At 46.5% G+C, this 19,464-nt stretch carries 15 protein-coding genes and 1 pseudogene; 6 read left to right on the forward strand and 10 right to left on the reverse strand.

Translation table 11 applies throughout. From position 1 onward, the window contains the following. Positions 1-36 precede the first annotated feature (36 nt). On the reverse strand, positions 37-996 hold the full coding sequence (locus ACSHX2_RS07885; protein ID WP_435692251.1) for a DUF6268 family outer membrane beta-barrel protein: 960 nt from the start codon (positions 994-996) through the stop codon (positions 37-39). Between the two features lie 74 nt (positions 997-1,070). Then, complete coding sequence (locus ACSHX2_RS07890) at positions 1,071-2,819, reverse strand: LamG-like jellyroll fold domain-containing protein (protein WP_435692253.1); 1,749 nt, start codon at positions 2,817-2,819, stop codon at positions 1,071-1,073. Between the two features lie 294 nt (positions 2,820-3,113). Between ACSHX2_RS07890 and ACSHX2_RS07895 the strand changes: the two genes are divergently transcribed. Further along, positions 3,114-4,430 carry a mechanosensitive ion channel family protein gene (locus ACSHX2_RS07895; protein WP_435692255.1) on the forward strand — a complete coding sequence of 439 codons (1,317 nt, stop codon included), beginning with the start codon at positions 3,114-3,116 and terminating at the stop codon, positions 4,428-4,430. 180 nt (positions 4,431-4,610) lie between these two features. On the opposite strand, the gene speA is transcribed toward ACSHX2_RS07895, so the two are convergent. After that, positions 4,611-6,509 (reverse strand): biosynthetic arginine decarboxylase, encoded by a 1,899-nt coding sequence (gene speA, locus ACSHX2_RS07900; protein WP_435692257.1) that lies wholly within the window; start codon positions 6,507-6,509, stop codon positions 4,611-4,613. A gap of 130 nt (positions 6,510-6,639) precedes the next feature. Then, complete coding sequence (locus ACSHX2_RS07905; protein WP_435692259.1) at positions 6,640-7,365, reverse strand: type II secretion system protein; 726 nt, start codon at positions 7,363-7,365, stop codon at positions 6,640-6,642. Positions 7,366-7,818: 453 nt separating this feature from the next. On the opposite strand from ACSHX2_RS07905, the gene dnaK reads away from it, so the two are divergent. From dnaK to groL, 3 genes are all read left to right on the forward strand, one after another. After that, the gene (dnaK, locus tag ACSHX2_RS07910; protein WP_435692261.1) at positions 7,819-9,756 is read left to right on the forward strand and encodes a molecular chaperone DnaK; all 1,938 of its coding nucleotides are present in this window, start codon (positions 7,819-7,821) and stop codon (positions 9,754-9,756) included. A gap of 88 nt (positions 9,757-9,844) precedes the next feature. Beyond that, a complete protein-coding gene (locus tag ACSHX2_RS07915; protein ID WP_435692263.1) occupies positions 9,845-10,132 on the forward strand; it encodes a co-chaperone GroES in 288 nt (95 codons plus the stop codon). 32 nt (positions 10,133-10,164) lie between these two features. Continuing rightward, entirely contained in the window at positions 10,165-11,817 is a 1,653-nt protein-coding gene (gene groL / locus ACSHX2_RS07920; RefSeq protein ID WP_435692389.1) for a chaperonin GroEL, read from the forward strand. Between the two features lie 286 nt (positions 11,818-12,103). On the opposite strand, the gene cls is transcribed toward groL, so the two are convergent. Both cls and ACSHX2_RS07930 read right to left on the reverse strand, forming a co-directional pair. Then, a complete protein-coding gene (cls, locus tag ACSHX2_RS07925; RefSeq protein ID WP_435692265.1) occupies positions 12,104-13,573 on the reverse strand; it encodes a cardiolipin synthase in 1,470 nt (489 codons plus the stop codon). A gap of 61 nt (positions 13,574-13,634) precedes the next feature. Continuing rightward, complete coding sequence (locus ACSHX2_RS07930) at positions 13,635-14,156, reverse strand: hypothetical protein (protein ID WP_435692267.1); 522 nt, start codon at positions 14,154-14,156, stop codon at positions 13,635-13,637. Between the two features lie 134 nt (positions 14,157-14,290). Between ACSHX2_RS07930 and ACSHX2_RS07935 the strand changes: the two genes are divergently transcribed. Then, positions 14,291-15,301 (forward strand): hypothetical protein, encoded by a 1,011-nt coding sequence (locus ACSHX2_RS07935; RefSeq protein ID WP_435692269.1) that lies wholly within the window; start codon positions 14,291-14,293, stop codon positions 15,299-15,301. 16 nt (positions 15,302-15,317) lie between these two features. Here ACSHX2_RS07935 and ACSHX2_RS07940 read toward each other — a convergent pair whose 3' ends face one another. The 4 genes and pseudogenes from ACSHX2_RS07940 to ACSHX2_RS07955 form a co-directional block, all read right to left on the reverse strand. Next, positions 15,318-15,773, reverse strand: a complete 456-nt coding sequence (locus tag ACSHX2_RS07940; RefSeq protein WP_435692271.1) for a 6-pyruvoyl trahydropterin synthase family protein — start codon at positions 15,771-15,773, stop codon at positions 15,318-15,320. 43 nt (positions 15,774-15,816) lie between these two features. Beyond that, on the reverse strand, positions 15,817-16,644 hold the full coding sequence (locus ACSHX2_RS07945) for an inositol monophosphatase family protein (protein WP_435692273.1): 828 nt from the start codon (positions 16,642-16,644) through the stop codon (positions 15,817-15,819). Positions 16,645-16,975: 331 nt separating this feature from the next. After that, positions 16,976-17,152: pseudogene (locus tag ACSHX2_RS07950) on the reverse strand (hypothetical protein); the annotation flags it as partial. A 257-nt stretch (positions 17,153-17,409) separates the two neighbouring features. Then, complete coding sequence (locus ACSHX2_RS07955) at positions 17,410-17,994, reverse strand: rhomboid family intramembrane serine protease (RefSeq protein ID WP_435692275.1); 585 nt, start codon at positions 17,992-17,994, stop codon at positions 17,410-17,412. A gap of 520 nt (positions 17,995-18,514) precedes the next feature. Here ACSHX2_RS07955 and ACSHX2_RS07960 point away from each other — a divergent pair. Next, the gene (locus ACSHX2_RS07960) at positions 18,515-19,462 is read left to right on the forward strand and encodes a hypothetical protein (protein ID WP_435692277.1); all 948 of its coding nucleotides are present in this window, start codon (positions 18,515-18,517) and stop codon (positions 19,460-19,462) included. The last annotated feature ends 2 nt before the right edge of the window (positions 19,463-19,464 follow it).

The raw sequence follows: 19,464 nt of genomic DNA on the forward strand, positions 1-19,464 counted from the left end.
CGTTCTGTTAGTGTATGTCTAGGAGTTTATCTAGCTTTAGAAACGGTAGTTAACAGCAAGACTCACAAATGGGCCTGGCTTTACATCTGTATCAGTCAGAGTGTTGTTGTCGTTGTCTTCGATTTTAATTTCGCGAGCGAAGGAATAACCAAAATCGACAGCAGCCCAAATGTTTTTGTAAATGCGGTGCTCAGCACTCAGAGCTAGGTTGATACGACTAGAGTTCACAGTGCGCTCGGGACCTGCATCGTCAGCTTCTATTTTCCAAGTGGGTGAGCTATAGCGAAGGCTAGTACCGATGAAGAAATTATCGTTTAAGCTATAGGACACACCTGCGATAGGTCCTAGAATATAGGCTTCAAAATCGACGGTTGGTCGGTAGATAAGTTGGATCGCTGGGGTGAAAAAATCATTGCCATAGGTGTGAGAATAGTATGCTCCCACAAGAAACCGGAAATCGGGACTAAAAACATATCCGACACCAGCACCAGCGGCGATAGCATCATTATCACTTGCATCAAAGTCGCCATTCCAGCTTGGCATAGCGAAGGCTCCGTAAATCCAGCTGTCACCATGCTCTTTGAAGATTGCAATAGGAACGCTTAAAGAGTGGAGGTCGCTATCGGGGAGGAGTGGCATTCCGCTACTTTTGAATTGAGTGTTCGTATAGTAGAAGAAGCTAAGGAGATGCCAGTCTCCGTAGTTAAGTGGTAGGATGGGGCCAAAGAGTGAAAAATCATCTACACTAACATCTCCATCAATGTCATCAAAATCTGATTCAAACTGATGTTGGTAGCCGGCGAAACCAACGAAATACCCAGGAAGTTCAGTAGTATTGCTTTGTGAGCGAGTAAAAAACTCTAAGTGAGGTGCTCCAATGTAGAGACCTTCAGGCTCAGATGTTGTCTCGGTTGGTAAAACGTCCGTGACCGAACCAGCTTGGACGGCGGTATGAGTAAGGGCGGCACCGAGCAGCGAATAGAAAGCTTTTTTCATTAGATGTGTAGGTCGTGTTAGATAGGGAAAGGCTCTCATGTTGAAGAGCCCATTTGGAAAAAAATTAAGCGAATTTAGTTATATGAGAGGCTTGCGTCATACATTGACTTGATGTCGCTCTGGTTGAGGGCTCTATCCCAAATAACAAGGTCATCGATAACCATAGGATTTTGATGCAAGAAGTTCTCATTGCTGTCACAGCCTACATAGATGTGGCTATTTACTGTTTTAGCGTCGTTAGATGAGCGACCTAAATTTTTTCCATTGAGAAAGAGGCTGATGGATTTGTCGTAACCAGAAAACACTATTGTAACCATGCTCCAACTACTTGTTTGGAGTGAGGAGTTTTTATCTGGAGTCCATTGCCAAAGTTTTTCATCACTCTCAAATGGTTCACTATTGCCCTGCTTCCATGGTTCTTTACTGACCATAGCTAGTTTACTAGAATGATTACTTCCTGATTTCATCCAGAATGAGAGGGTGAAGTCTTTTGATCTATCCGCGAGAGGTGTGCCTGTGATGGGTAGTCTGAAGTAGTGTGATTTATCAATGACCAGAGCTTTACCACTTAGCCCATTGTTAGAAAACAAGGGTCTATTTTTTAGAGGCTCGAGTAAGAATGTACTATTTTGAGGATCTTGGACCGAACCGTTATTGAAGTCCATAAAGGAGACGAGACCGAGTTGTGGAATAGCAGTATTGCTTTCTTCAATAACTTGAGTAGCTGTAATATCAGAGCTGTCTTCCTCGCCTCCTGACATAACTATCACAATAATTAAGAGGAGGAGAATGGCTCCAACCCCTCCCAGCACCATTGGATTTTTCATGATGGAAATTTTTTGTGCAATTTCCTGTTTTTTGACTTCATCTTCAGCCGCTTTTTTTGCGGCAAAGTCTTCAGCGGCTGTGGTGATACGCTGTTCGGCTGGGTGGATGGCGTGGCTAGCCGTCGTCACTTGAGCCGCAGTAACATTCTGAGCCACAGTTGCTGTAGAGGCTGAGATAGGAACTGGCGCGGACTGAATGGGTTGAGGGAGGTTTTCGGCGGCTTCTTGGTAACTGCTGAAACGTTCTGTTGGATCAACGGCTGTCATTTTCTGGAGCCAATGGGAGAAGCCTTCTGGGATACTTGGGTTATAGTCTATGATCGGAGCGATTGGATCTTCTACGACTAATTTTTTGACGTCCTCAAGCGATAACTCTATCCAGGGGTGGCCACCAGAAAGGGCGTGGAAGATGAGCTGACCAATGGCAAATACTTGAGATTGCTCATTTATTTCCTCACCTCTTGCTTGCTCTGGGGAGATGAGATAAAGAGCACCTAGGAAATCAGAAGAGCCATTAATTGTGTTGTGAATTTCGGCCAGACCGTAGTCGGTAATGGTAAAGCGCTTTGTTCCACTTGGGCGGGGCATGAAGCGAACATGCATTGGGTCGAGAGCCCCATGGAAATTACCAGAAGTACGAGCAGCATCGAAAATTTCTAACAGTTGGTGAGCTAGCTCCCATCCTTCATACTCGCTGAAAGCACCATCTTGAACCAAGTGATGGTTGATATCTATGCTCTCCTGTAACTGACGTATGAGGTAGGGGCCTTCGCTATCGACTCCATGATCGTAGATAATAGGTAAACCTGGGTGCGTAATTGTTGCGAGTTCGCTGGAGAGATGACCAAATTGTTCCTTCCAGACTTCTTCGTCACCGCTCGGTGTTTCGAATCTAAAAATTTGAACAGGTCGCTGAATTAGTGAATCCTCAGCTGCAAATTGTTTTCCGTAGGATAGCTCCTCGATCAGCGATCCTACATTATAGCGTTCGTCCATTGGGCTTTTGGGTCAGGGTCTTTTATTGAAGTTATGATTGGGGGCTTAGTCATCGCTAACACTAAACGTGTGGTGAGTGAAGCGTAATGATTAAAAACACCTAACAAGTCATTGCTTGGTGAAATACTAGAGAGCATGAGAAAAGTCAGAGCTTTAATTCTAGGTTTTATGAACTGTAGTACGGAGCATATTACTGAAAGGGTTTTCTAGATCAAGTGGCATCTGGAATATTCTAAGAATAGAGGGAAACACTAGTCATTGCCATTCACTGATGAATTTGATTTAAGTCTGCTAATGAAACGGCCATTCGGACAGTTATTTTTGTGTCTAGTAGCATCCTTTTTATCTATAGATTCAGTGAATGCAGTGGGTGCACCGCAGGAAGTAGAAGTACCTGAAGCGGCGGTGGTGCCAGTAGTAGATTTAGCTAAGCCAGTTGAGTTATTTGCTGTCCAGCTAAGGCCGATGCGTAAAGCTGAGTTAGAAAAGCAGTTAGAGAATTGGCTTATCGAGCTTCAATCTCAGATTTCTGAAACAGCCGAGTATACTTATAGACTACGATCTGGTGAGCTCTCAAAAAATGATCAACTAGTTTTTAGAAATAAGGAACGCGACTCAAGAGTCAAGGAGCTGGAGGTTGCCAAGAGAGTTAAAATCGTGATTGTAGCGCTGGAGGCCAAAGGGGGAGATGTAATAGAGGCTACGAGCTATCTGAAATCGGCTACCGATATCTCAGGTGAGCTCAACCCCAGTGGACGTATCAGCTACTTTGCGGATGAACTTAATACATGGTTTAAAGCGAAAGACGGAGGGATAGCCTTCGCAGGTAAGTTAGCATCTGCTGCGGCGACGATGCTGTTTTTCTGGCTAGCTTCTAAATTTGTGACTAAGCTTGTTAGAAATGGCTTACAGAAGCAGCAAAAGGGGTCGCGCATATTTAAGGATTTTGTGATTCGCACTACAGGGTCTGTAGTGATGGTGGTTGGTTTTATGGTTGTCTTGGCTGGGATGGGCGTAGAATTAGGGCCGATGCTAGCAGCAATGGGAGCTGGCGGATTTATTATTGGTTTTGCTCTTCAAGACACATTGGGTAATTTTGCGAGTGGAATGATGATCATGATTTATCAGCCATTTGATGAGGGGGATTTTGTCGAAATCTCAGGGGTAGCGGGCAAGGTAGATAAGATGAGCCTAGTTTCTACAACAATGCTTACAATGGATAATAAAGAGCTCATTATTCCAAATAAGAAAGCTTGGGGAGATACCATTACGAACTACAGCGGCCGTAAGGTACGGCGGGTCGACCTAGTGTTCGGGATTTCCTATTCAGATGATATTGATAAAGCTTTGGTGATCCTTGCAGAGGTCGCGAATACGCATTCACTGGTTCTAAAGGAACCTATACTACAAACAGGAGTGCATAGTCTTGGGGACTCTTCCGTGAATTTGCTACTTCGACCTTGGGTGAAAACAGTCGATTACTGGGATGTGTACTGGGACCTCACAAAAATGGTGAAGCAGCGCTTTGACCTCGAAGGTGTGAGCATACCATTTCCTCAGCAAGATATTCATGTTTACCATAGGAATATTCCTATTCCTGAGGGGCAATAGGGTGCCAATTTGTGCATTTTCTGAGAAAAAGTGTCACAAATATAGAGCCTAGTATCTAAGTAGGTGAAGCTTACTGCTACCATTCAAAATAGAGTGGTAGGAGATCGGTGAGATTTTTCATATTATTTTCCTGTCCAGGGTTACCTGGGCAGGTTTTTTATGGCTCGAGCTCCTCAATTATTAATCTTCGTAGTAAGTATAACCACTTAGTCCTGCCTTATAGGACTCCATGATTATTTTACGCTGTGTAGCAGTGATAGTGCCTTGTCTTACTGCTTTTTCAGCGAAACTGCGGAAGCGTCTTTCTAGATCCTTAGGTTCGTATTCTACGTAGGAAAGTACATCAGCCACAGAGTCACCTTCGACTTCATGTGTGTAGGTGATTTCTCCGTCTTCGATGCTCACAGAAACCACATGAGGGTCGCCAAGTAAGTTGTGTAAATCTCCTAGAGTTTCTTGGTAGGCGCCGACGAGAAAGGCGGCTATATTATATTCCTCACCTGATTCGCGTTTGTGGACACGTAGAAAAGTAGAGACGCTGTCACGATCAATGAACCGATCTATTTTTCCATCACAGTCACAGGTGATGTCTGCGAGAATAGCGCGTTGAGTAGGCTCTTGATCAAGTTTGTGAATCGGCATGATCGGGAAGAGCTGTTGAATCGCCCAAGCGTCTGGTAGGGATTGGAATACTGAGAAATTGGCGTAGTAAAAGTCGATGAGATTAGACTGTAGGGTCTGCAAAGCTTCTGGAACGTGTTCTAAATGCTCGGTTTTTTGAGCGATCCGAGTGCAGAGGTGCCAGTAGATTTTCTCAGCGACCGCTCGTTCGCGTAAATTGACGACTCCATGTCGGAAGAGGTCACGTACTTGATCGCGGTAGAAGAGTGCGTCGTTGAAGCATTCTTGAAGATTGTTGTCGTCGATACGATTGCGGATGTCCCAAAGGTTGAAGAGCATATCGTGCGCACCTGCTTCTGGTGCATCGGGCTCATCTGGATGTGAGAATTTAGTGACGTCTAGAATGTTGAACACAAGCACTGAGTAATAGGCTACGACAGCACGGCCAGATTCTGTGACTAGCGTAGGGTGTGGGATGCTAGATTCATCACAGTGTTTTTGCACGACCTCGATGAGGTTAGTGGCGTATTCTGTGAGTGTGTAGTTGCAGGATGAAGAAAAGTTTGAGTGTGAACCATCGTAGTCGACAGCGAGCCCACCACCCATATCGAGAATTTCCATGGGGGCGCCTTCTTGAGCAAGGTTGACGAATACGCGCACGGCTTCAGTTGCCGCCTCACGAATGGCACGGATGTTAGGAAGCTGCGAACCTTGATGGTAGTGAAAGAGTGTGAGGCAGTCGAGATAGCCTTCAGCTTTCAGCAAATCGATCGCATCGATCAATTGGGAAGAATTGAGGCCAAAGACAGAGCGGTCCCCACCAGATTCAGCCCAGTGGCCTTCTGATTTAGTGGACAAGCGAAAACGAATACCTAGCTCTGGGCGGATACCTAAGGCTTTTGAGCGTTTGATGATGGCTGCTAACTCACTCGGCATTTCGAGTACGAGAATTACCCGAATTCCCATTTCAACAGCTTGAAGAGCAAGGTCGATGAACTCATCGTCTTTGTAGCCATTGCAGATCAAGTAGGCATCGGGGTCGTGCATGTAGGCGAGCGCGGCAATGAGCTCAGGCTTCGAGCCAGCTTCGAGCCCATAGTTGTATTTTTTACCGAACTCGGTAATTTCCTCGATGACTTGTTGCTGCTGATTGACCTTGATCGGGTATACACCACGGTAATTTCCTTGGAAATTGGTTTCGGCAATAGCCGAGCGAAATGACTCATTAAGGTGCTCAATTCGACGGTCTAAAAGATCTCTGAAACGTAACTGCTGTGGCATGGCTGAGCCCCGCTCCTTTAGCCCTTCAATAATTTTTTGAAGTGAAACGGGAACTTCTTTTTCGCCATCTCTTAGTAACACGACGGTTTCTCCATCAGTGTTGATGTCGAAATAGCCATTGCCCCAGCGCTGAACTCCGTAGAGTTCGCGGGCGTCATCGATTGACCAGTTGCTCATAAGTGATGCATCTTTAAATTCGAGGAATGAGATAATCTAGCGAGAAATGCTCTCTGCTATTAAAAAAGTGAGACATAAAAAAACCGAAAGGCGGTGGCCCTTCGGTTTTTTGGAATGAGAGAAGTAAAAATTAGTCGTTCACTCTGCTGATGCTACCACCTCCACCAGGGGCGTAAACGTCAGTGTTTTGTGGTAATGCGGCATTACTAAAAATGTCGTATTCGCGATTACCCTTTTTCTCTTTGATGGGGCCTTTCTTGAACGAGCCGTCTTCGTTGATGAAGCCTTTGCCTTGTACGTCAATGTTGAGAGAAGCTACTGAGGCATCAAGCTTTGCTACAATTGCTGAGCCGTCCCAAACTTCTGTACTGAATTGTCCTGCAGAGACTGAAGAGTCAAAGAAAATGGGAAGCGTGGTTCTGGAGGATTGGCTGAGTCCAGCTACATAGCCCCAGACGTTTTCACCGGTCGAAAGTTCGCCATCATTATCTGGCTCATTGGAATCAGCTTTACCTAAAACTGCGTTTTCGCTGTTCCAGAATAGTTTTTCATTATCTACGTAACCATTATAGATAAGTTGGTTAAAGCAATCTTCTGCGTTGCTGCCAGATTCTTCATTTCTGGCAGTATCTTCACTTGGGAAAATACCGTCATTATCTTTGGCGAAGCTGTTGAGCGCAGTAAGTAAGTTCTTAGCCTGAGAGATGGCTTGTGTCTTCTTACCTTGTTTCATCTGTTTCATTATCGGGCCATAAGACATGGCCGCGAGTCCTGCGATGATTGCAATCACCACGAGGAGTTCCACAAGCGAGAAGCCTCGACGGGCGCGCATGTGGTGTACATGATTAATTTTCATTGTTGTAGTATGGGTTGTTGGTTTTACCTGTATGATGCGCGTGTATTGTGCCACGGGGGCGGCGCGTTATAATATGGCGGAATCACGCAGGCGGCATGAGACCGATACGACAAACTAGCGGTGCTTATTGATGTGGCAAGGGAAAAAACGGAGGAGAAATAGACTTTCGTAAATTGTCATCTACATCAGCTTGGCTGTGAGTTTGCGGCCTAACAGGACACTCTGACACAGCTGCGTCACTTTGTCTAATTAGTCGTGAGTTATTTGAGACATTTTGTCGTTTATTTTTAAGTGTGGAATCCTTTATTCGTATATAAGTTAATAATTGTTAATGGTTTATGTTTTTATTGAGTGGTGGTGGCACGGAACTTGCATAAGAGTAGGCAACAAATTGTGTCCGTCTTAAGAAAGAGACGGGATTTAAAACTTAAAAAAACTAATTAAAAAACTATTATGGCTAAAATTCTAGGAATCGACTTAGGTACCACCAACTCATGTATGGCGGTAATGGACGGTGGCGAAGCTACTGTTTTAGAAAACTCTGAAGGTGCACGTACTACACCTTCGGTCGTGGCATTCACCAAGTCTGGTGAGCGTCTCGTAGGTCAGGCGGCTAAGCGCCAGGCAGTGACCAATCCCAAAAATACTATTTTCTCAGCGAAACGTTTCATCGGACGTAAGTACGATGAGCTTGCTGATGGAGACAAAGCTACGCCTTATGACGTTGTCAAAGCGGACAATGGCGATGCGCACATTCAGGTGGAAATAGACGGTGAGAAAAAAACTTACTCTCCACAGGAAATCGCAGCAATGATTCTTGGCAAGCTTAAGGCTGATGCTGAAACTAAGCTTGGCGAAACTATCACAGAAGCTGTTATTACTGTTCCTGCGTATTTCAACGATTCTCAGCGCTCCGCAACAAAGGCAGCAGGCGAGATCGCAGGTCTGAAGGTTCGCCGTATCATCAACGAGCCAACAGCAGCTGCACTCGCTTACGGTATCGACAAGAAGAGCGAAGAAAAGATCGCAGTGTATGACCTTGGTGGTGGTACATTCGATATCTCCGTACTCGACATCGATGATGGTGTCTTCGAAGTACTCGCTACCGACGGTGACACTCAACTCGGTGGTGATGACTGGGATAACACTCTTATTAACTGGATTGTTGATGAGTTCAAAAATGACTCTGGTATCGACCTTGCGAAGCAAGCAGATGCGCTTCAGCGTATTAAAGAAGAAGCAGAGAAAGCAAAAATTGCTCTTTCCTCTTCACAGACATACGACATCAACCTTCCGTTCATCACTATGGACGAGACTGGTCCTAAGCACATTCAGAAAACTCTCTCTCGCGCCAAGCTTGAACAGCTTACGGATTCACTCTTTGAGCGTACTAAGAAGCCAGTTATCGACTGTCTAAAGGAAGCTGGAGTTTCCGCTAGCGAGATTGATGAGCTAGTTCTCGTAGGTGGAATGACACGTATGCCGAAGGTTGTTGAGACAGCTGAAGCACTTGCAGGTAAGAAGCCAAACCAAGGAGTCAACCCTGATGAAGTGGTTGCGATTGGTGCAGGTATCCAGGGTGGTGTTCTCCAAGGTGACGTAGCAGATGTTCTCCTTCTAGATGTAGCTCCGCTTACTCTCTCTATCGAGACAGCAGGTCAGATTGCTACTGCAATGATCGAGCGTAACACTACGATCCCAGCGAAGAAGTCACAGGTATTCTCCACGGCAGCTGATAGCCAGCCGGCTGTAGACATTCGTATCTGTCAAGGTGAGCGCAAGATGTTCGAAGACAACAAGATTCTCGGCAACTTCCGCCTCGACGGTATCGATGCAGCTCCACGCGGCGTTCCTCAAATCGAGGTAACATTCGATATCGATGCAAATGGTATCCTCCACGTTTCTGCGAAGGACAAGAAGTCCGGTAAGGAACAGAAGATCTCGATCGAAGGTTCAAGCGGTCTTTCCGACGAAGAAATCGAAAAGGCAAAGCGCGAAGCTGAAGAGCACGCTGAAGAGGATGCAAAGCGCGCAGAAGCAATCCAGCTCAAGAACGATGCAGACAGCATGGTTCACCAGGTCGAGAAGCAACTCGAAGAAATGGGTGACCAAGCACCAGCGGAACTTAAAATCGAGATCCAAGGTAAGGTTGACGCTGTGAAAGAAGCTCTCAAAGAAGATGATGCAGAAAAGATCAAGTCCTCTAAGGAAGAGCTCGAAGCAATGCTTCAGCAGCTAGCCCAGGCGGCACAAGCAGCCGGCGGCACTGGAGCAGCCGGTGGCCCAATGCCAGACATGGGCGGTGCAGCAGGTCCAGAGGCAGGTGCTGAGTCATCCGAGCCTAAGTCAGCAAAAGGCAAAGTAGTCGATGCTGAAGTTGTCGAAGACTAATACAAACTAACTTCTACCATCCGGTTCTGTGAAAAGGGTCGGATGGTTTTTATTCAAATCAAATAAACAAAAAACAAAACCAAATACTATGGCAATCCAACCAATCGGACAGCGCGTGCTTCTTAAGCGCTTAGATGCTGAGACAGTATCTGCAGGCGGCATCGTTCTTGTAGATTCCGCACAAGAAAAACCACAGGAAGCTATCGTTATAGCTCTCGGTACAGGTGGTAAAAACGAAGACGGCTCAGCATTTGAGTTCTCCGTTTCAGTGAACGATAAAGTTCTCATCTCAAAGTACGGTGGTACTGAAGTCAAAGTCGACGGAGATGACCACCTGATCATGTCCGAGTCAGATATCCTCGGTATCATTAACTAAATAAAATCTCTTTAAATTTAAATTTTCATTAAATCATGGCTAAGCAATTAGAATTTGACGAAGTAGCACGCCAATCCCTCCTTCGTGGTGTGGAAAAGCTCGCTCGTGCAGTAAAAGCGACACTAGGGCCTGCGGGTCGTAACGTGATCCTAGACAAGAAATTCGGTTCCCCAACAATCACTAAAGATGGTGTTACTGTTGCTAAGGAAATCGAACTTGAAGATCCATACGAGAACATGGGCGCACAGCTCATTAAGGAAGTTTCTTCCAAGACAAATGATGTAGCTGGTGACGGCACCACTACTGCGACAGTACTTGCTGAAGCAATCTACAAAGAAGGTCTTCGTAACGTAACTGCGGGTGCTAACCCAATCAACCTTCAGCGCGGCATCCTCAAAGCATGCGAAGCGATCGTTGCTAAGCTTGCAGAAATTTCCAAGCCAGTTTCCGAGTCTAAGGAAGTTGCTCAGGTTGCCACAGTTTCCGCTAACTGGGACACTGAGATCGGTAACATCATTGCAGAAGCAATGGATAAGGTCGGCAAGGACGGCACAATCACAGTAGAAGAAGCAAAGGGTATCGAAACAACACTCGATGTTGTTGAAGGTATGCAGTTCGATAAGGGCTACCTTTCTCCTTACTTCGTGAATAATCCTGAAAGCATGGAGTGTAATATCGAAAATGCTCTCATCCTCATCCACGAGAAGAAGATCTCTAATCTTAAGGACATGCTTCCTCTTCTCGAGAAGGCAGCTAAGACTGGCCGTCCACTCCTCATCATTGCTGAAGACGTAGAAGGTGAAGCTCTTGCGACTCTTGTAGTGAACAAGCTCCGTGGCACACTTAACATTGCAGCTGTAAAAGCTCCTGGTTTCGGTGATCGCCGTAAGGCAATGCTTGAAGACATCGCAGTTCTTACTGGTGGTAAAGTAATCACTGAAGAACTCGGCATCAAACTTGAGTCGGTTGAGCTTGATGACCTCGGTTCAGCTAAGCGTATCTCTATCGCTAAAGACACTACCACCATCGTTGAAGGTGAAGGTTCTTCAGAAGATATCTCTGGCCGTGTAGGTCAGATCCGTAAGCAGATCGAAGACACAACTTCCGACTACGATCGTGAGAAGCTCCAGGAGCGTCTTGCTAAGCTCGCTGGTGGTGTTGCAGTCATTAACGTTGGCGCCGCTACTGAAACTGAGATGAAGGAGAAGAAAGACCGTGTTGACGATGCGCTTCACGCGACTCGCGCAGCGGTTGAAGAAGGTATCGTCCCAGGTGGTGGTACTGCTCTTATCCGTGCTCTTGCTCAGTGCGAAGCAGATAACTACTGTGACGTAGCTTCTAACGAAGACGAGAAGACTGGCATGGGCATTGTTGCTCGTGCGATCGAGTCTCCACTGCGTCAGCTTGCAGCTAACGCAGGTCTTGAAGGTGCACTCATCGTCGACAAGGTACGTGAATCCACAGGTAGCATTGGTTACAATGTTGCTACTGGTGAATACGTTGACCTCATCGAAGCTGGTGTAGTTGACCCGACAAAGGTAACACGTTCTGCTCTTCAGCATGCGTGTTCTATCTCCGGTCTTCTTCTCACTACAGAAGCACTCATCACTGACATCCCAGAGCCAGAAGCAGCAGCAGGTGGTCACGACCACGGCGGCATGGGCGGTATGGGCGGCATGATGTAGTCGCTGCGCTCCTAAGTTAGGAGTGCGAAGTTGGAAGTGAAAAGTTCCAGCTAGATACAACTCTAACGAGTCCAAAATATTTAAAGCCGATCACGTGAAATACGTGGTCGGCTTTTTTGTTTCAGGTTGGGACACTTCTGCCTAAGTGTCCGGCTAGGTTGAGAGATTATCAAATCTTTCAGGCTACAATATAGTCCTAGTGCAACTTCATGAAATCCCATCTTTAATGGTTTCAAAAATAGGTGCACAGCCGGACGCTTAGGGATTGCGTCCCTGTCACTGTTTCTTACAGATACGGCGCCATGAGCTGGGCTGCTCCATCTCTGAGGCGAATGAGAGTGGAACGTTGCTCGAGTTTATCTAGACTGACTTGTTCTGCTCGAGTGAGTTTTTGATCGATCACTTTGTCGAGAGCTTCGGCGAGCTCTTGGCTGTAGCATTCGAGGTTGTACTCGAAGTTGAGCCGCATGCTACGTGGATCCCAGTTAGTAGATCCTATGAGGGACCAAATTCCATCAACAACGAAGAGCTTGGTGTGATCAAAAGGAGCGGGGGAGAAGAAAATGTTGACCCCTTTTTTAATCAAATGGGGAAGCTGGGGAATGATGGCCCAGTTCATGATGGCGATATTATTTTTGGAGGGTAGCAGGACATCGACCTTCACTCCTCTCATGGCAGCGACCGCGAGAGCGTCGATGATGGAACGTGATGGGAGGAAATAAGGAGTGATAATGCGCGCGCGATCCTTGGCCACTGCAAGAGCTCCCAAGATCATTTCATTGATTTTATCAAGATCTTCATCGGGACCGTCAGGGACTCCTCGGGCGAGGATATTGCCACGACGCTCGAGTTTGGGAAACCATATGGGACCGATGAGTTTTTCACGAGTTGTGTATGACCAGTCGACAGCAAAAGCTTCTTGTAGATTGCAGACGGCGGGGCCTTCTATCTTGAAGTGGAGACAAGCGACTGGGAAGACCGGGTCAAGCTTGAGACAATGACCTTCGCGGATATTGGTTCCACCGGTGAAGCCAACTCTCCCATCAATAACGAGGATTTTTCGGTGATTGCGTAGATTTGCAAACGCCATTTTCCAAGGAGCTTTCGATGGAAGAAAAGCTGCAACCTTAATGCCAGCTTTCTGCAAGCAGCCTACCATGCTTGGTTTAGAGTAGCGTGCTCCCACGCCGTCGATCATTACGCGTACTTCGATACCGCGATCGTTTGCTCGCTGTAGAGCGTTAAGAAATTGATTACCAACTCTATCAAAGTCGAAGATGTAACTATTTAGAGAAATGGAAACTTCAGCCTCATCGATTGCCTTGAGCATTTCTGGATAGGCTTCGTCTCCGTTTATGAGTGGTGTGACGGCGTTTCCTAATAGTAGATTAGAGCCTATGACTTTGTCACCGAGGTGGACTAGTCCGACGAAGGTAGGATGCTCGGTACTGCCTCGATGAATACGTTTTTGATCTTCGTTGGTGAGAATTTGTTCTGGGGCGTGGTCCCATTCCTGGATTAATCCTAGTGATATACCTGTTCGTTGGATCCGGTTGATACCAAACATCCAGTAAGCAATAGAGCCTAAAAATGGTGAGAGCCATGCGAGTCCAATCCAAGCAATGGCGGTGCGAACTTCACGTTTACGAAGTATCGCATGGAGTGTGACCCATACGGCACAGGCTACATGTAGAACAGCGAGTAAGTATGGACTAGACGCCCTTGCTAGGTCCAAGATCTGATTGTCTATCTCCATGACTAGTAGAGGCTAACAGAAGGGTTAGATCAGTCAATGTATTGGAAATATGTGAATAGGCTTAGTGTACTTTTCCTTCACGCCATTGATCGCGAGTGATTATACTAATTGGTTTTCCCCAGCCGTTATTGTCGGTAAAAAGGGATTGTTGGTAGAGGTCTAGTTTGGGGAAAATGAGACCTTCTTTATCTGCCAAATCTACACTAAATGTCAGGTACTCAAAGGAGGCTGGCTCATTTAAATTACTAAAAAAATTACCCCATAGAATTTCGACCGGAGCCTCAACTACGGAGAAAAGCTGGGCTTCATCAATCGGCAGTTTAGGCATGAGCTCATCGAGGTCGTCAGGTAAGTCATCGGTGAGGCCAAAGTCGACCAAATCACCTCGCTTAGCTTCCCAAGAGGAAAATGCTTTAGGCTCGGTTTGTAGCGGGTGATCCCAGAGGTGGTCGAAAAATTCATCCACGAGTGGGTGGTCGAGGCCGATTTTTCTGAAGTAGGCCTCGGTAATATGCAGGCAGATACATGCCCGTGCACTTAGGGAGAGTTCTCTGGCTTGGTTAAGAAAGGAATCGCGTGTCATGAATTTATATGATGAGAGGTGAGTGTCAGAGCTTGGTCAAAATAAAAATGCTGTCTATCTATGGAGTTTCTCTGTGCCAGCTGGTGAAAAGGAGTGCGGTCACTTGTTGTACTGTGTTAGTACTATTCTCATTCATGAATAGGGCTCCCCATATTATAGCTTACTTTACGGTATTAATCAGTTTATTGATCAGCTTTGTCGCTAGTGCTCAAATCGATAAACGGCACCCTATGGATGGGACTGGTGAGCCAACAAAGGTGAAAGTGCGTTATGTCGTATTAGACATCGATGGGGTTAATAGTGCGATTCAGAGTTTCACATTGAATATATTCTATCAAGCGGAATGGCATGACCCACGTGAGCAGCATGTTGGCGATGGGCCGATTACCAAAAAACTTACGGAGGTTTGGAACCCTAGGGTGCAGATTACAAACCGGCAAAAAACATTCAACACGATGGAGGATATAGTGACTATTCAGCCAGATGGCACAGTGAGCCAATCTCAGCGGATATGGGGTGATTTTTCGCAAATCCTCGATTTGAAGAACTTTCCTTTTGATTCACAGCACTTCGAAGTGACTCTAGTGTCTGTTGGGCATACAGTGGATCAGGTTCAATTCGAGTTAGAAAAGGAGCTACCATCTGGTATTTCGCCTCAATTTTCACTCCCAGACTGGGAAATACTAGGACATAAAGCATGGCCACATAACACATCTATTTTTGAGGGAATGAACGAAGCTGCTATGTTTACCGTTTCATTAGAGGCTAAACGGCACAATGAGTATTACTTGATCAAGGTGATTCTCCCACTTTTTCTCATCGTGGCCATGTCATGGATCGTATTCTGGATAGACCCCGAACAAGCGGGTACACAGATCGGTGTGGCGACGACTTCGATGCTGACCTTGATCGCGTATAGATTCTCGATCGATAGCCTTGTGCCTGCCGTCTCCTACCTTACGCGGATGGATACGTTTATTCTCAGTTCCACGTTGCTGGTGTTTGCGACACTCGGAGAAGCAGTCCTGACCTCTGTCCTGACCAAGCACGGCAAAGCAAAGCTAGCCACGCGCATAGATAAGTGGTGCCGACTCATTGTGCCGGCAGGGTTCTTCGCCTTAGCTTGCCATGTATTTCTCGGTTAGAGAAAGCTGGAGTGAACTAAAGGCCGTATTCAGCCCATGAGCTGGTAGTCTCCCAGACTCGGATAGTTTTGAGGTGTACTTCAGCGCGTACTGGGTACTCGGGGTCGGGATTGTCAATGTGATGCTTAAGCTGGCCAGAGGTATGGTCGAAGATCGTTTTAGCCATCACTTCGGTGGTTGGGTCGAGCCCTTCGAAGCCAATGATGCGCTCACCATACGCTTCTTTAAAGAACGCAAACTTGGGATCATCTGTGTTCATGCAGAGTGCGTGGTCGTAGGTTTCTAGAAAGTCGTCGACCATGCGTTTGACGAGTTTGAAGTCGAAGACCATTTCGTGGTTATCGAGGCTGTCTGCTTCAAAAATCAGTTCTACCTTACGGGTGTGACCGTGTGGGAAGCGGCATTTGTCTGGGTGCTTAGAGAGAAGGTGGCCGTTTTCGACCTCGATCATTTTACAAATTCGGTAGGGCATGCTGTCAGGTATTAGAAATTAGAATGAAGAATCGAGATTCAAATTAGGCGTAATGCTTGGCAACGATGGAGCGTAGTGTTTCTTGTACTCTCGGAAGACCGGCTACCATGATTCTGTCATTGAACATATCGTAGGGTTCGCCATCGATATTGCTGACTATACATCCATTTTCCTGCATGAAAAGCATGCCCGCAGCTATGTCGTAGGGCTGCAGGTCGCTTTCCCAGAATCCTTGGTACCAGCCGCAGCTCACATTACAGACATCGAGCGCTGCACTTCCTGTACGGCGGATGCCTCGGCCCGTGACGAGCACCTCATCTGCACAGGCGAAAAAGTTTTTAGCAATGTCCTGCGAACGGTAAGGGAATCCAGTGACGAAGAGTGCGTCTTTGGCTGTGAGTGTTTGGGAAACTTTCTCCGTAGGCTCTGCATTATAGTGGAGACCGTGGCCTTTGATACAGCTCCAGGTTTCTTTAGTCATCGGTTTGTGGACGACACCAAAGATCGGTTGGCCATTTTTGACCAAGGCAATGGATATGGAATAATGGTCAAGCCCGCTGAGGTAGTTTGTGGTGCCATCGAGTGGATCCACGATCCAAACGAGGTCTTGAGAGCCGGTCTTACCGGATTCTTCACCGAAAAATCCTGCACCAGGAACGAGAGGCATGAGTCCATCTAGTAAGATTTTCTCGGACTCGACATCTACGAAAGAGACCATCTCGCGCGCGGCTTTTTGGTCATCGGCACCCGCAGGCATCGAGCGAAAATGCTGAAGTTGAAACGCGGCAGCTTGTGCTACGGTTTCGAGGCATTTGGGTAGGATGGAAACGAGATGCTCTTGCATGGCGGTAGCCTGCGCTGAGGTGGCCACGCTGTGAAGCTCAAAGTGGTGTTCACTTTACCGCGTGTTTTTCTCCGGTGAATTTCTGAGAGGTAGTAGAATATTTCTTGATAGATTTTGTCGATCTTATGGAGTGTTTTCTTAAATTTTAATAACGAGGCATTAGGGTTTTTGGCAGAGGGGAAATTTAACATCAATGTGAGTACTTTTTCACCTAGATTGGCTGGCAACTAAGATTGTTACACAGGTGCCAACATTAGCTCCTATGATGAGGAGGATCCGACAGCTACGAAAGCTAGCGAGGCGTGCTCAAGATCAAAGGCGATGACTTGTGTGGTGATCGAACTACCAATATGAGCCCTCATAATAACTCCTGCCGACTGGGTAGCCCTATGAGACTGGCTGAGCCAAAGCCAACAGTAATGGATGAGGACTGAATGAGTGCAGTGATCAAGCCTCCGGTAAAGACTGCTTTAATTTGGTTACCGGTAAAATGCTCTAGGGGGGTTTTAAGCAGGTTTCCTGCAATAGTCTTGAGCCCATCTGAGAGATTTTAGAGCCCACACAGGACAGCGCTAAACCAGCGAATAACCTTAGAAAAAGCCCAGACCAGTCAATGGATGGTTCGGTGCTGGATAACGCTTTTGATGCACCTAACTGAGTAGAGAATGAGAAGAACACACATAGCCAAATGGCTGTACGTGAGATACTAGTAGATATCCACTTCCCATACATAGAAAGAGTAATCTAACACGCTCTTTGCCTAGAAAGAAGCGACGAGCTCTAGGTTAAGGCTCAAGTACTGCGCATTCCTTTGTGGCGTCTGCCTAACCAAATGCCAGCCAGCATGCCCGTTAGGTGACCTTCCCACGAGATTGGCCGATCGTTTTGAGGTAAGACTCCAAAAACCATGGAACCGTAGAAAAGAGCAACGAGGATACCTGTGAGGAGCCAGAGCGGGCGCGATTCTATGATCGCACGCGTCATTACATAACCAAAGTAACCATAGATTAGGCCACTAGCTCCAATGTGGATTCCACCGGGGGCAGCAATAAGCCAAGTGCCGATTCCTCCTAACAGAATAATTACTGCGGAACTATAAAAGAAGCGCCTCCCTTCGGCCTTAATCATAATGTAACCAAGGGTGAGGAAGGGGAGGGTGTTAGAGCTTAGGTGGGCAAAACCACCGTGGAGCCAGGGCATGAGTGGAATACCAATGAGTCCGTAGGAACTCCGTGGTTGGATACCGAAGCGATCTAGTCCACCTCCTAACAAAAACTGATCCACCGCCTCAATGACCCAAGCCAAAAGCACGAGGTCTAGCAAGTAGCGGAATGTTGGCCGCTCTGCGCGCGTTTTTCTGGGGTGTGTTGACTTCACTGGATAAGTTTCTGTCGAACTAACATGAATGCAAATGAAAAGAAAGAAGTGTCATGGGCGGGAATACTAGCTTGCTATAACTAGTTCTGGTCGTTTAGATCACCTAGCTTTGTTGTGTAAAAGTGTTTTTACAGACGTCGTTGGGCAAGTAATGGATGGGACTACTACAGAGAAGAAATGGTTAGCCTTGAGTCGTAAGACGATGAGGCAGGTCAATCTTGCGTGGTATGTGGAATGCCTCAGGGTCCCAATGGTAGTCTTGTCTCTAATAGCATGTGTAATAATTGTGCTTTTGAAGCAGTCACATATTCAAGTCGTTCTGGAGCAGGTCATACTGGTTCTATTGGTGATTTTGTGTGGAGTACTTGTATGGGTATATTGGGGGGCTAAAAAACGTTTCACGAACTTGGATGAAACTTTGGTTAGGTTGGATGCTAGTCTACATACGAATAGTAGACTTAGCGCTGCGAGGGCTGGCTATTCGGAATGGCCGGAGCTCCCTGAAATTCAAGAGAATGGCTTGAAATGGAATAGAGCTCGTTGTCTCTACCCAGTGATTGGAGCAATATTTTTAGTTGGTTTATCTCTGTATATACCGGTCGGTGAGCTAGGAAATAAGGATTATCAGACGAGTGCACCAAAGGCATACGAAGACTTATGGAACTCTATTGAGGAGTTAGAGCAACATGATGTTGTAGAGGAAGAGTACATCGAAGATATAAAAGAGAAAATAGATCTTTTAGATCAGCAGAATAGTGAAGATTGGTTCAGCCACACGAGTTTGGAGGCAATTGATTCTTTAAAAACATCACATGAGCATAATGCGGCGAAGCTGGAGCAGTCTCTCCGCAAGGCTGAGCACGCTCTACAGAGTCTTGACCATGCAGCAGCGCAATTATCTCAGGAAGCAAAGCAGCAATTGATGAGTGAATTTGGAGAGGCTCTTGAGAATATGAGTAAAGGCGCAATGCAGTTAAACGAGGACTTACTCGAGCAACTCAAAGGGCTTGATATGCGCGAACTTACTGGAGTGGATAAAGAGAAATTGCAGGCGATGCGAGAGCGTATGCGGGCGAGTGCTGAACAGCTTAAAAAGCAAAGAGATGAAGGTATAGGTCCTGAGCCAAAAGAGATGGCAGACGAAGAGAGTAATTCTCAGGGAGATCAAGGAGACTGTGGAGGGAAAGGTGGTATATCGCGAGGACCCGGTCATGTGCCTGGTGTTTTAGGAGATGAGATCCCACCACTTGATACGGGAGATTTTAAAGGGATTGATCCAAAAAGTTTAGATGGAATGACACCTGGTGACCTTCTTGGAACGCGCGATACAGAACACGAAATTGAAGAAAAAGTAGCGCCCCGTCTTGATGGCGGAGAAGTTAATTCTCAGAGTTCTGGCGGTGATAGAGTCTGGAAAAATTCACTCATGCCAGGTGAACAGCGAGCCTTGAAACAATTTTTTAAGTAGAA

It is taken from the genome of Rubritalea sp., from assembly GCF_051252225.1.
Taxonomy (GTDB): Bacteria; Verrucomicrobiota; Verrucomicrobiia; order Verrucomicrobiales; family Akkermansiaceae; genus Rubritalea.

Excerpts from the sequence above, each read along its gene's own strand:
- cls (WP_435692265.1), bottom strand. The coding sequence starts at position 13,573 with ATGGAGATAGACAATCAGATCTTGGACCTAGCAAGGGCGTCTAGTCCA.
- ACSHX2_RS07905 (WP_435692259.1), bottom strand. The coding sequence starts at position 7,365 with ATGAAAATTAATCATGTACACCACATGCGCGCCCGTCGAGGCTTCTCG.
- speA (WP_435692257.1), bottom strand. The coding sequence starts at position 6,509 with ATGAGCAACTGGTCAATCGATGACGCCCGCGAACTCTACGGAGTTCAG.
- ACSHX2_RS07890 (WP_435692253.1), bottom strand. The coding sequence starts at position 2,819 with ATGGACGAACGCTATAATGTAGGATCGCTGATCGAGGAGCTATCCTAC.
- ACSHX2_RS07940 (WP_435692271.1), bottom strand. The coding sequence starts at position 15,773 with ATGCCCTACCGAATTTGTAAAATGATCGAGGTCGAAAACGGCCACCTT.
- ACSHX2_RS07895 (WP_435692255.1), top strand. The coding sequence starts at position 3,114 with ATGAAACGGCCATTCGGACAGTTATTTTTGTGTCTAGTAGCATCCTTT.
- dnaK (WP_435692261.1), top strand. The coding sequence starts at position 7,819 with ATGGCTAAAATTCTAGGAATCGACTTAGGTACCACCAACTCATGTATG.
- ACSHX2_RS07930 (WP_435692267.1), bottom strand. The coding sequence starts at position 14,156 with ATGACACGCGATTCCTTTCTTAACCAAGCCAGAGAACTCTCCCTAAGT.
- ACSHX2_RS07885 (WP_435692251.1), bottom strand. The coding sequence starts at position 996 with ATGAAAAAAGCTTTCTATTCGCTGCTCGGTGCCGCCCTTACTCATACC.
- ACSHX2_RS07935 (WP_435692269.1), top strand. The coding sequence starts at position 14,291 with ATGAATAGGGCTCCCCATATTATAGCTTACTTTACGGTATTAATCAGT.
- ACSHX2_RS07915 (WP_435692263.1), top strand. The coding sequence starts at position 9,845 with ATGGCAATCCAACCAATCGGACAGCGCGTGCTTCTTAAGCGCTTAGAT.